This is a genomic window from Soehngenia longivitae, from assembly GCF_004684055.1.
Taxonomy (GTDB): domain Bacteria; phylum Bacillota; class Clostridia; order Tissierellales; family Tissierellaceae; genus Soehngenia; species Soehngenia longivitae.
The window spans coordinates 45474-58679 of record NZ_SRIB01000001.1; the positions used below are offsets into that span (position 1 = coordinate 45474).

Annotated in this window: 14 protein-coding genes; 12 read left to right on the forward strand and 2 right to left on the reverse strand. The window is 31.3% G+C overall.

Annotated elements, in window-relative coordinates:
* The first annotated feature begins 6 nt into the window (after positions 1-6).
* The 4 genes from pstC (at position 7) to E4100_RS00205 (ending at position 3162) form a co-directional block, all read left to right on the forward strand.
* Positions 7-912, forward strand: a complete 906-nt coding sequence (gene pstC / locus E4100_RS00190; protein WP_167792029.1) for a phosphate ABC transporter permease subunit PstC — start codon at positions 7-9, stop codon at positions 910-912.
* Positions 909-2042, forward strand: a complete 1134-nt coding sequence (pstA, locus tag E4100_RS00195; protein ID WP_209315184.1) for a phosphate ABC transporter permease PstA — start codon at positions 909-911, stop codon at positions 2040-2042. The genes pstC and pstA overlap by 4 nt, the downstream gene beginning before the upstream one ends.
* 11 nt (positions 2043-2053) lie before the next feature.
* Positions 2054-2806 (forward strand): phosphate ABC transporter ATP-binding protein PstB, encoded by a 753-nt coding sequence (pstB, locus tag E4100_RS00200; protein ID WP_135269754.1) that lies wholly within the window; start codon positions 2054-2056, stop codon positions 2804-2806.
* Positions 2807-2889: 83 nt separating this feature from the next.
* Entirely contained in the window at positions 2890-3162 is a 273-nt protein-coding gene (locus E4100_RS00205; protein ID WP_135269755.1) for a late competence development ComFB family protein, read from the forward strand.
* Positions 3163-3176: 14 nt separating this feature from the next.
* On the opposite strand, the gene E4100_RS00210 is transcribed toward E4100_RS00205, so the two are convergent.
* Both E4100_RS00210 and E4100_RS00215 read right to left on the reverse strand, forming a co-directional pair.
* On the reverse strand, positions 3177-3725 hold the full coding sequence (locus E4100_RS00210; protein ID WP_135269756.1) for an isochorismatase family protein: 549 nt from the start codon (positions 3723-3725) through the stop codon (positions 3177-3179).
* Between the two features lie 13 nt (positions 3726-3738).
* Positions 3739-4869 (reverse strand): DUF362 domain-containing protein, encoded by a 1131-nt coding sequence (locus E4100_RS00215; protein ID WP_167792030.1) that lies wholly within the window; start codon positions 4867-4869, stop codon positions 3739-3741.
* A gap of 72 nt (positions 4870-4941) precedes the next feature.
* On the opposite strand from E4100_RS00215, the gene E4100_RS00220 reads away from it, so the two are divergent.
* The 8 genes from E4100_RS00220 to E4100_RS09335 all read left to right on the forward strand — a co-directional run bounded on the left by E4100_RS00220 (position 4942) and on the right by E4100_RS09335 (position 13186).
* Positions 4942-5514 (forward strand): DUF3841 domain-containing protein, encoded by a 573-nt coding sequence (locus tag E4100_RS00220; protein WP_135269758.1) that lies wholly within the window; start codon positions 4942-4944, stop codon positions 5512-5514.
* 50 nt (positions 5515-5564) lie between these two features.
* Entirely contained in the window at positions 5565-7919 is a 2355-nt protein-coding gene (locus E4100_RS00225; RefSeq protein ID WP_135269759.1) for an ATP-dependent DNA helicase, read from the forward strand.
* Positions 7920-7977: 58 nt separating this feature from the next.
* Positions 7978-9843: a molecular chaperone HtpG gene (gene htpG, locus E4100_RS00230; RefSeq protein ID WP_135269760.1), complete on the forward strand. Its 1866-nt coding sequence runs from the start codon at positions 7978-7980 to the stop codon at positions 9841-9843.
* 80 nt (positions 9844-9923) lie between these two features.
* Complete coding sequence (gene rlmD, locus E4100_RS00235; protein ID WP_135269761.1) at positions 9924-11285, forward strand: 23S rRNA (uracil(1939)-C(5))-methyltransferase RlmD; 1362 nt, start codon at positions 9924-9926, stop codon at positions 11283-11285.
* 297 nt (positions 11286-11582) lie between these two features.
* Positions 11583-11720, forward strand: coding sequence for a hypothetical protein (locus tag E4100_RS09320; RefSeq protein ID WP_209315185.1), 138 nt, complete (start codon positions 11583-11585; stop codon positions 11718-11720).
* A gap of 187 nt (positions 11721-11907) precedes the next feature.
* Positions 11908-12090 (forward strand): hypothetical protein, encoded by a 183-nt coding sequence (locus E4100_RS09325; RefSeq protein WP_209315186.1) that lies wholly within the window; start codon positions 11908-11910, stop codon positions 12088-12090.
* A 171-nt stretch (positions 12091-12261) separates the two neighbouring features.
* The gene (locus E4100_RS09330) at positions 12262-12459 is read left to right on the forward strand and encodes an N-6 DNA methylase (RefSeq protein WP_209315187.1); all 198 of its coding nucleotides are present in this window, start codon (positions 12262-12264) and stop codon (positions 12457-12459) included.
* An 88-nt stretch (positions 12460-12547) separates the two neighbouring features.
* On the forward strand, positions 12548-13186 hold the full coding sequence (locus E4100_RS09335; protein ID WP_209315188.1) for a hypothetical protein: 639 nt from the start codon (positions 12548-12550) through the stop codon (positions 13184-13186).
* The last annotated feature ends 20 nt before the right edge of the window (positions 13187-13206 follow it).

Consider the following 13206-nt stretch of genomic DNA (forward strand, 5'->3'; position numbering starts at 1 on the left):
CTCTATATGGAAAATAATATGAAACTGGATAAGAAAAATGAATTAAAAGAGAAATTAGCTCATTATTTATTTTTGTTTAATGCTACAGTGGCAATTATCAGTGTTGCGGCGATAGCATTTTTTGTGTTTTATAGAGGATTGCAACCATTTATACCTGGTAATGCTGAAGGAAACTACAGTTTAATTGATTTTTTATCAGGGCTAGAGTGGAGGCCTTCAATAGGTAAGTTTGGAATTTTGTATATGATAGTCGGTTCACTTCTTGCAACTTTTGGAGCAATTATACTTGGTGTTCCTGTTGGTATACTCACTGCAGTTTTTATAGCTGAACTTGCTCCAAAATGGGCAAAAACGATCATCAAACCAGCAGTAGAAATGCTGGCAGGAATACCTTCTGTACTATATGGATTATTTGGACTTGGAGTTATAGTGCCATGGATCATGCAAATTTCTCCTCAAGCACAAGGACAGTCATTACTTGCAGTAATCTTTGTACTTATGATAATGATCTTGCCAACAGTAATAACTATAACAGAAAGTGCTATAAATTCTGTACCTGATGCGTATAGAGAAGGATCATATGGATTAGGAGCCACTAAACTTTATACCATATTTAAAGTAGTATTACCTGCTGCAAGGTCGGGGATACTTGCAGGTGTAGTGCTTGGGATTGGTAGAGCAATAGGCGAGACTATGGCGGTTATGCTTGTTGCTGGAAATCCAATTGCAGGCCTGCCAAATAGCATTTTTTCACCAATAAGACCACTTACCACAAATATTGCGATGGAGATGAGTTATGCTTTTGGGCTACATCAAGAAATGCTTTTTGCTACAGGAGTTGTGCTATTTGTATTTATTATTTTAATAAACCTAATATTAAGCAGGGTTACTAGAGGAAGTGTATTAAAATGAAAATGAAAAAGAAAATAAATCCAAAAGAAGGTTTTATATATGGACTTATTGGAGTCGCTACTCTATTTACTATCGGGATTCTAGTTTTTATTTTAGGTTTTATTTTTTCTAAAGGACTTCCTCATGTGAATCTATATTTTCTTACAAGTCAATTTGACTCGACATCTGCTTATGTTGATGTAAAGTTAAGTGAGGGCTCGCAAAATCCTTTAGGGTTAATACTAGAAGAAACCACTATAAAAGAAAAAGGTTCAAATGAGAAGAAAGTAATTGCTATTAAAGAAATAGAAAAAACTTCTTTAGGGGAAGACGCAATAAACAATCAAGGTCAACCGCTAGCGCTTAGCGAAAAGGACATCATAAACAGGGTAAATGGCATAAACGTAGAAGGGAAAAGCGTTGAAGAAGTCAATCAAATATTAAATAGTATAAATAAGGATACAGTTACAATGAGAATTACTAAACAGGGCGGCGGGATATTCCCCATGATTATAACTACGCTTATGATGATAGGGCTATCATTATTGTTTTCGGTTCCAATTGGGGTATTTGCGGCAATCTATTTAGTTGAATACGCAAAACCAGGAAAATTTGTCAACCTTGTGAGATTTGCGACTGAAAGTTTGGCAGGTATACCGTCTATAATATATGGTTTATTTGGTATGATTTTATTTGTTTTGACACTCAATCTCGGATATTCATTACTTGCAGGAGCATTGACATTAAGTATTATTTTATTGCCAGTTATGATTAGGCAAACTGAGGAGTCTTTAAAAGCTGTACCTGATTCTTATAGGGAAGCTTCTTATGGTTTGGGTGCTAATAAGATATACACGATTACAAAAGTTGTATTACCTACAGCGGTTCCTGGTATTGTTGTTGCGATAATTTTAAGTATAGGCCGTATAATAGGAGAATCTGCAGCGCTATTGTTAACTGCAGGGACTGCAGCGAAAATTCCAGGGTCATTACTTGAGTCAGGGTCAACATTAACTGTAAAAGCTTATACAGTTGCTAAAGAAGAAGCAAATATAGAATTGGCTAGTGCAATAGGGAGTGTTATAATAATAATTATAATAATACTCAATGCTCTTTCGAAATTAATATCAAAAAAATTTAGTAAGATTTAGAGGAGAACAATATGGAAAATAAATTTAGCATAAAAAACCTCGATATGTATTATGGAGATTTTCAAGCACTTAAGAATATCAATATGGAAATCAAACCAAAAGAGATTACTTCTCTCATAGGACCTTCAGGATGTGGAAAATCAACTTTTTTAAGGACATTAAACAGAATGAATGACTTAATTGAAGGGGTAAGAGTTGAAGGAGAAGTTTTACTAGATGGGGAAGATATATATAAAGAAATAGATGTAACTAAACTAAGAACTAGAATAGGGATGGTTTTTCAAAAGCCAAATCCATTTCCTATGTCAGTATATGACAATGTTGCATATGGACCTAGAGCTCATGGAATAAAAAAGAAGTCTGAACTAGATGAAATAGTTGAGAGAAGTTTAAAAAGAGCTGCTATTTGGGATGAAGTGAAAGACAGGATTAAACGAAATGCATTATCATTATCTGGAGGGCAACAACAGAGAATTTGCATAGCCAGAGCTTTAGCTGTTGAACCAGAAGTATTGCTAATGGATGAGCCTACATCAGCCCTTGATCCTATTTCCACATTAAAAGTTGAGGATCTTGCTGAAGAACTAAAGAAAGAGATAACAATAATTATTGTTACTCACAACATGCAACAGGCAGCTAGGATTTCTGATAAAACAGCTTTTTTCTTGAATGGTGAACTCATTGAATTTGACGAGACTGATTTTATATTTAGCACTCCAAGGGATAAACGAACAGAAGATTATATAACAGGAAGATTTGGTTAAAAAACAACACTTTTTAGTGTTGCTTTTTTTCATTTTATGCTATAGTAAAATAAACGAATAAATTAAAATTTGGAGATGATTCTATGAAACTGCACAATCACATGGAAGATTTAGTATTGTCATATGTAGATAAGCTTTCACCTCAATTTGACTCAGTTTGTAAATGCGAGAAATGTAGACTAGATATCGCTGCGTTAGCTTTAAATAATTTACCAGGCATGTATTCAGTTACTGAAATTGGCGAAGTTTACTCTAAGATTAAAGAAATGGAAGCCCAATATGTTGCAGATGTTATAAAAGAGGTAACTAGAGCCATAGAAATCGTCTCAATTAAACCAATACATGAAAATAAATGAGTGCATGCACTCATTTATTTTATTAATTTTGATATAAATTTAAAATCATCAGTACCTGCTTTTTCTATTAAATCAAAGAGCAAAGTTTCTGTATTTGTTATAACAGCTCCTAAATCATTCATCATGAATAGTGCATTTTCGTAGTTTTCTTCAGTTCTAGATCCTACTGCATCTTTAACTACAAAAACATTGTATTCATTTTCTATTAAATCTCTAACAGTTTGGTAAACACAGACATGAGTTTCCATCCCCGTAATGATTATATCCTTAACATTTAGCATTTTTAGTTTTTCATTTACTTCTTCAGTATAAGCACTAAAAACAATCTTTTCTATAGGGTCATTTTCTTTTAACAAATTTTTTAATTCAGGTAGAGTTCTACCTAACCCTTTTGGATATTGTTCTGTATAAAGTATTGGGATACTCAATTTATTAAAGCTTTCAATCAATATTTTTTGATTTTTAACTATTTTCTCTGAATTAAATATTGCTGGAGCTAGTTTTTCTTGTATATCGATCATTAACATGAGTGAATTATCTTTTTGTATTCTATATTTTTTCATAAAAATCTCCTTTCTATTCACCGAAAATTAATTTATGCAAAGGATGCCTCTTTATTGAAACTGCTTTTTCAGGGCACAATTCATGGCAGCAGAAGCATCTAATGCAATTTTTAGTATTTATAGTTGCTTTTTTATCTTTTATGGTAATGACTTTTTTAGGGCAATTTGCACTACATATACCGCACCCTATACATTTTTCTCTAACAACATAGGGGTAAGGTCTGAATTTATCGAGTACATAATTCTCAGCAAACTTAGGGATTTTCCCCGAAATGAAGTTTACATGAGTTGATTCTGGAAGCTTAAAGGGTTTGACATCTAACTCTTTCAAATCTAAACCAACTATTTTGATAGAATTGATGTCGTATAAATTTCTTTTTAAAGATTCTACAACCGTTGGAGCATTTTTTATGCCAACTAAGTCACTAGCAATAAAATCTAGTTCGTAAGGATTAACACCCGCAAACAGCAACCCCAATTTTCTAATATCTCCAGCAGAAGGGCCATTCCCTTCCATTGCATGAATACCGTCAATTACAGATACAACTGGTTTTATATAGTCACAAATATCTATTAACAAATTGGCAAAGTCTATAGTATCATTCATTTTTAGGTGATAATCTGCTTTATTTACACCTGGTACAGTTCCAAATAAGTTCTTTACAGCTCCAGTATAAGTCATCATTGTATGAGTTTTGAGTTTTGCACAAGACACTAAATAATCAGCTTCGGCAAAAGCTTTTACTAACTTTAAAGTATTTATGACTTTTCCATTTTCAACCCTTACATCGATTGTTTCAGTATTGTAATTGAGTTTGCAGCCTGTTCTTTCGCTTACTCCGACTAAACCAGCTTGAGTATAAAAGTTTTTTAATATATGGGGATTAAAAGGTCCACCAGGACTATCACCAATAGTTACATCGTGTCCTTTTTTTTGGAAAAACCTCACCACTCCTTCTACTACAAAAGGATGTGTAGTTACTGCATCTTCTGGCTTGTTTTTCTTTAGCAAATTTGTCTTTACTAGCACATTACCTGCCTTTAAATTTTGAATTTCAGGTATGCTACTTAACATACTATCAACTATTTTTATCACATCATCGTAAACATAATCATCACATTTATTAACGTAAACTTTACTCATATTATTCCACCTCATAAAGATATTATACATAAAATCAGGGTAAATAGAAATAAAAGATTGAAGGTGATTATTGTGAGCAATGTAAAATTGTGGACTAGGCAAGATGAAAGAAGCTTAGAAGAGCTTCAAAAAAATAAAATTTTTATAAACAAAGAGGAATACATAAGGAAACAATACGAAGATATAGCTGATTACTTTATTGAACTATACAAATGGTTTGTGAAAGAAGCTGCGAAAAAAGTTCCAAAACCAGATTATGTATCAATGCCGATTTGGTGTTCAATAAGTAAAGAAAACATGTATAGACCAATTGAAGGGAGTATCTGTTATGAACTTGAAGTGCCAGAAGAGGAAGTCATTTACTTTGATGGGCAAAAATGGGATTATGTGTTAAATCATTTGTACATACCAAAAGATGAGAAAGATCATGAAAACTATCTCAATGAATTGCGACTTAAAGGTTTTAAAAATGAATTTGAATTTTTTGTGGGATCTAAAGCACATTTTTATCCAGAAGAAAGGAATAAGATCATAAGTAGCTGGACAAGGATATTTGACATAGAGGAATGGAATATCTTTAGAGTTCAAGCGAATATATGGCAGATTAAAGAAGAATATGTTAAGGAAATTTATTACCCAAGATAATCAAGAGTTTTCTGATATAATATATGTATTAAGATATCGGAGAATTAGTTATGCAAAAACATATAAAATTATCAGTTAGAAATTTAATAGAAACCACTTTGAGATCTGGTGACATAGACAACAGATTTATGTCTACATCTAGAGCTTTAGAAGGTACACTTGCACATCAGAAAATTCAAAGTAACTATAAAGAAAAGGATCTAAAAGAAGTGGCTCTTTCTATAAGCATAGATTACAAAGGATTTATCTTTGATATAGATGGCAGAGCTGATGGGATAATATTTGAAGATGATGAGAAAATAATAGATGAAATTAAAACAACTACAAGAAATTTAGAAAACATTGAAGAAGAGATAAATATTTTACACTCTGCACAAGCACTTTGTTATGCTTTCATTTATCAGAGAAAGGAAAATTTAGATAAGATTTCAATTAACATAACATATTTTAACATAGATACAGAAACAACAAAAAAGATAAGAAGAGATTACAGTAAACAAGAAGTTGAGAAGTTTTTCTATTCTTTATTAGATAAATATATCATCTTTGCACAAATGGTTGAAGATTGGAAGAAAAAAAGAGATGTATCGATCAATGAAATTGAGTTCCCTTTTAATAATTACCGAAGAGGACAAAGGGAATTAGCAGTGGGAGTATATACTGCGATAAAAGAAGAAAAGAGATTGTTTGTAAAAGCACCAACAGGCATAGGAAAGACAATGTCAACTATCTTTCCGAGTTTAATAGCATTAGAGAAATTTGAATTAGAAAAGATTTTTTATTTAACGGCAAAGACACTAACACAAGAAGCACCAGCAAATTCAGTTAAAATGCTCATGAGAAATGGATTATCTTTAAAAACTTGTATACTGACATCTAAAGAAAAGATTTGCTTAAATGAAGAAGTCAAATGCAACCCCATAGACTGCCCGTATGCCAAAGGACATTACGATAGAGTAAATGAAGCAATTATTGATATATTTAACAATGAAGATTTTTTCTGTTATGAAAAGATCATTGAGTATTCAAAGAAATATAATGTGTGCCCTTTTGAGTATCAATTAGATATAAGCCTTTATTCAGATTTGATAATCTGTGATTACAATTACGCATTTGACCCGCAGGTTTATTTGAAGAGATTTTTCGAATTTAACAATGGTCAGAACATATTCTTAATTGATGAAGCACACAATTTAATAGACAGAGCTAGAGAAATGTATTCTGCTTCATTAAATACAGGTTTGTTAAAAGAAACTTTAAACGTATTAAAAAACAATGGAACAAAAAAGACTAAAGACTTAGAAAAAGTCATAGAAAAGATAGAATCTAAAGCAAATGAAGCTTTATCAAATGAGGTGTTTTATCAAACAGAAGAAGTTGATGATATATACTGGCCAATTAGTAAAACTTTAGCTTTATTAGAAAAGTTTTTGATAGAAAATAAAGACACAGATGGGTATGATGCGTGTTTAGATACGTATTTTACTTTAAACTCTTTTTTGAAAATATCTGAGTTTTTTGGAGATAATTATGTAGTAAAATTTGGTCGGGGAAATAATGATTATACCCTTACTCTTTACTGTTTAGATGCCTCAAAATTTATAAAGAATATAACAAGTGAAAACAAAGCAAACATATATTTTTCAGCAACTTTAACTCCAATAAATTATTTCAAAGATTTGCTCGGCTCGGATAAAGATGATTATCACATGATTTTAAAATCTCCCTTTCAAAAAGAAAATTTGTTAATCTTAGTAAACAACAGTATATCAACTCGCTATAAAGATCGGTTAGAGACATTTACTTTTGTAACAGATATTATATACGATTTTATAAATGCTAAAAAAGGAAATTACATAATTTTCTTTCCGTCATATGCGTATTTAAATATTGTATTTGAAGACTTTAAATCAAAAAACCCTTATTTATTAATTAAAAAAGAAGAACCCGGTTTAACAAAGTCAGAAAGAGAAGAATTTTTAAATGACTTTACCCTAAATGATCAGATGATTTCATTTTGTGTACTTGGAGGTAGTTTTTCAGAAGGAATAGATTTAGTTGGGGAAAAGCTAATAGGTGCAGTTATAGTAGGGGTGGGCATGCCTCAAATTTCTCTTGAAAGAAATATAATTAAAAATTATTTTGAAGAACTATATAACAAAGGATTTGACTACGCATACACTTTTCCAGGCATGAATAAAGTTATGCAGGCAGTTGGAAGGGTAATAAGGGCTGAAGATGACAAAGGGGCAGTGCTATTGATAGATGATAGATACTTAACTAATAAATACATAAGCTTTATGCCTGACGAATGGTCTAATTATAAGAAGATTAAAAACAATAATGATATGCTTTCGATATTAAATAAGTTTTGGAGAAGTGTTGACAAAGAAAAATCTATATGATAATTTATTATTAGCACTCAACTACTAAGAGTGCTAATATTATGGAGGGGGCAAGGGTATGGAGAAAAAAGAATTTCAAGCAGAATCAAAGCAGTTGTTAGATTTAATGATAAATTCTATATACACACATAAAGAGATATTTTTAAGAGAACTAATATCCAATGCATCAGATGCTATAGACAAAATATATTACAAGGCAATAACAGATAAGAGCATATCCTTCAATAAAGATGACTACTACATTCAGATTTCTTTTGATAAAGAAAATAGAACATTAAGTGTTAAAGATACTGGAATAGGTATGACTAAAGAAGAGTTAGAAAATAACTTAGGAGTCATAGCTAGAAGTGGGTCTTTGCAATTCAAGAAAGAAAATGAAATAAAAGATGGATATGATATAATTGGACAATTTGGAGTAGGATTTTACTCCAGCTTTATGGTGGCTGACAAAGTAACCGTTATTACAAGACCATTTGGATCTGATAAAGCATGGGAATGGGAGTCAGAAGGAATTGAAGGGTACACTATAGAAGAAACCACTAAAGATGAATATGGCACAGAAGTAATACTTAAGATAAAAGAAAACACTGAAGATGAGAACTATGATGATTACTTAGACGAATACAATCTGATGAATTTAGTAAAGAAATATTCGGACTTCATAAGATACCCAATCAAAATGGAAGTTTCTGAATACAAGAAAAAAGAAGATTCAGATGAGTATGAAACAGTAAAAGTTGAGAAAACAATAAATAGCATGGTTCCAATTTGGAGAAGAAATAAAAATGAATTAACAGATGAAGATTATATAAATTTTTATCAAGAGAAGAGATTTGGGTTTGATAAACCATTAAAGTGGATACACCTTAGCATTGACGGGGCAGTGAGATATAACGCAATACTCTATATTCCAAGCACAGTACCATATGATTATTATTCAAGAGAATATGAAAAAGGGCTGGAACTTTACTCTAGTGGAGTAATGATCATGGAGAAATGCAAAGAATTGCTTCCAGATTATTTTAGCTTTGTCAAGGGTGTAGTTGATTCTGAAGACCTTTCGCTTAACATATCTCGTGAAATGCTTCAACACGATAGGCAATTAAGACTTATGGCTAAGAAAATTGAGGAAAAAATAAGAGAAGAATTACTCAATATGTTAAAAGAAGACAGAGAAAAATATGAAGAATTCTTCAAGAACTTTGGGAAACAGCTAAAATATGGAATTTACCAAGAATTTGGCATGAACAAAGATAAATTAGAAGATCTCTTGTTGTTCTACTCATCAAGTGAAAAGAAACTAGTCACTTTAGATGAATACACATCGAGAATTAAAGAAGGGCAAGAGTATATCTATTACGCATCTGGAGATAACTATGATTTAATAGATAAATTACCACAAACAGAAATAATAAAAGATAACGGATATGAAATCCTATATTTAATAGATGAAGTGGATGAATTTGCATTAAAAGTAATGAGGGACTATAAAGGTAAAGAGTTTAAATCAGTATCTAGCGAAGACTTAGGTATTGAAGAAGAAAAAGTTGAAGAAGGAAAAGAAACAGAAAGCAAAGAAATATTTGAAAAGATGAAAGAATTACTCCAAGGAAAAGTTTCAAAGGTTAGGTTATCAAAGAGATTAAAAAATCACCCTGTATGCTTAGCGAGCGAAGGAGAAATCTCTATCGAAATGGAAAAAGTTTTAAAACAAATGCCTGAAGGTAGCATGATAAAAGCAGAAAAAATACTTGAGATAAACCCTAATCATCAAATTTATGAAAAACTAAAAAATGCATACGAACATGATGAAGAGAAATTTAAACTCTACACTAATCTCTTATACGATCAAGCAAGACTTATAGAAGGGTTGCCAATAGAAGATCCTATAGAATTTGCAAATAACATATCTAAACTTATGTAAAATATTTTTAAATAAACGAGAAATTGATATAATATAAAAGAAGCTTAATTAAGCTTCTTTTATATTATTAGGAGGTCATTATGGGAAGAAAAGAGAAAATAGTTGAAATAGAAATTCAAAAGGTGCTTTACCCTAATATATCAATAGGAGAGTATGAAGGCAAAAAAGTAAAATTAAAAGGCGGGATTGAAGGACAAAAAGTAAAAGCTAAAGTAGTCAGAAGAAGAAAAGATCATGATGAAGCTAAGATATTAGAAGTACTTGATAAATCACCATTAGAAAAAATAGAAGGGTGCCCTCATAAGGATCTATGTGGAGGATGTACATATCAAAGCCTTACTTATGATGATGAATTAGAATTAAAAAATAGACAAATCAGAGACTTGTTTGAAAAGGAAAATATTCAATTAGATGATTTTGAAATATTACCATCACCGAGAGTGACTGAGTATAGAAATAAGATGGAGTATACTTTTGGAGACGAAGGGAAAGATACATCTCTTTCTTTAGGACTTCACATTAAAGGAAGGATATTTGAAGTTGTAAATACAGATTATTGCAATATTGTTGATAAAGATTTTACAAAAATAAGAGATTGTGTGCGCAAATATTTTTTAGATTTAAATTATCCTTATTATAATACGAGATCACATGAAGGATTTTTAAGGCACTTAGTCATTAGAAAAGCATTGTCAACAGGTGAAATATTAGTAAATCTAGTCACTACAAGTACTATGGATTTTATAAAAGAGGATTTTATAAAATTATTGCTATCAATAGAATTATCAGGTAACATAGTTGGCATAATTCACACCGTAAATGATGGATTAGCAGATGTAGTAAAAGCTGATAAAATAGAGATATTATATGGAAAAGATTATATAACAGAAAATATTATGGGGCTTAATTTTAAGATATCTCCATTTTCTTTCTTTCAAACAAACACATTTGGAGCTGAAAAACTTTATGAGACAGCTATGAATTTTGTTGAAAACATCGAAGGAAAGACCATATTTGACTTATATTCAGGAACTGGAACAATAGCACAAATAATGGCAAAAAAAGCAAAGAAAGTTATAGGTATCGAAATTGTCGAAGAAGCTGTAAAAATGGCAAAAGAAAATGCTGAATTTAATAATTTCACTAACGTTGAATTTATAGCCGGAGATGTGTTAGAAAAAATAGAAAATATAAACATAAAACCGTACTTAGTAGTATTAGATCCTCCAAGAGACGGTATTCACCCTAAAGCAATAGGAAAGATTATAGAATACAAACCTAAAGAATTTTTATATATCTCATGCAATCCAGTAACACTTGTGAGGGATATTAAAATATTCAATGAAAATGGGTATAAGTTAGAAAAAGTAAAATGTGTAGATATGTTTCCTAGAACAAATCATGTGGAGACAGTGGTATTGATGTCAAGGGTTGAGAAATAAGAGTATTCAAAATACTGACAAATAAAGGGTTTCAAAGAGTGAAGGATTTCTGCCTGATGTATGATGGTGCCTTTTAATCTTAGAAATCCTTATTTTTATTTATTGAGGAAACTGGTCGACTGTAAAAAAATGCGTGGGGTCGAGTTGACAGATTAGATAAATTCGTAGGGTTGAGGAGATAGGATAGATGTATATGCTCTAAATAAGATTCAAGAAGTAATTACTTTTTAAGCGAAAAATAGGTATTTCATTAGTACTTATTTTGTGATATAACTAAAAGAAAAAGTAGTTGTAGATATGGATAATGAAGATAAAGTAAAAAAGCAATCTATGGATTTTTATAATATGTCAGATTTCTTAAGAGAGCAGTCCTCAAAATTAATAACAAAATTATCTGATGAAGATAAGGGCATCTTTTGTTTTGGAAAATGGTAAACCCATAGTTATTCTTATATTAAATGAACGCTATGAAAGACTTTTAAAATTAGGTGTTGATATAACAGAATATTAGAGATGAGAGAGATTAAATGGATGGCTGTGAAAAAATCATAATTGTATTCTATGTTATGGGAGGCATGTAATAAATTAAGAGGTGGCGTATAACCTTAAAGGTATAAAGACTATGTGCTTTTTTTATTATTTTTTTAAATATGTACCAGATAGATATAAGGGACAACGATTTGCTGAATTTACATTAAATGAAGGTGTTTCTTTTGATGACTTAATCGCTGCAAAAGGAAAGCCTAATGTCGGCGAAGGAGTAGACAAAATTATTCAAAAGTTCCTAGAATATAACCGTCTTTAAGTATCGCTTCTTGATGTAAGTTTTAATAACCCTAAAGAACTAGGGCTCTGTAAAGAATTAGTTGATAAAGTATCTGGACTTATAGCTATTTTCCAAAACCTAGATATTGATTTTAAGAGTAACAGGGCTAGTGGTGATGATATCATTTGCGATGCTTACGAATACTTAATGATGAAATTTGCTCAAGAGTCTGGAAAAAATAAAGGCCAATTCTATACACCTAGTGGGGTGTCAAATACTTTTGCAAGACTTATTGGTATTGGTGAGATAAAACAAGAAACAGATGAGAAATGGACTCTTCACGAAATAATTATGCAGAGATTGATACAATTTAATGATTGCCGTAGGTCTTTACAGCTTGCGGGGTAAGTTTTAAGTCGGCTTAGCCCGGCATTTTTTGTACCAAGAATATAATGTGGATGTCCAATTACACTTATAAAGTTAGGGGGTGAGATGTTTGAATAACGAAGAATACTATTGTTTGCTAGATAAGCGATTACGAAAATTAAAAGAATTAAGAGAATCAGCAAAAACTATTGCGGCGGGCATTATTGGAAATACCTTATATAAAGAAGACTTGTTTTTCACTTCTGCACTCGACAGAAGTGTCGCTTTGCTGGATGGCATAGTGAATATGCTAAAAGAAAGAAATTTAATTTGTGTAGGAATTTTAGTACGATCTCAAATTGACAATTGTATGAGGATTTTTGCGGCATTTATAGCAGAGGATAAAACAGCTTTTATGGATGGCTTTATTCAAGGGAAAAAGATTAGCGATTTCAAGGATAATCGCGGGAACAAGATGAAGGACATCGTTCTAAGAAAAAGATTAGAGGATTATGATTCTCAAATCAGTGATGTATATAAGAAATCATCGGGTTATGTACATTTATCAGATGTGGCATTTTATTCAAGTGTATGTGCTAAGGATAATTACCGAATTGAATTTTCTGTAGGACTTCCGATAAGAGAGGAAGCAAATGAAATTCTAATAGAAGGTGCAGATGCGTTTATACATTACACACTGTTGCAATATCAGTTGTTACAGGCAGTGGTCGAATCAAAGAAACGTGTGGATGAAAATTCGATTCTTTGAGCTCGTGACGAGAATTGCTG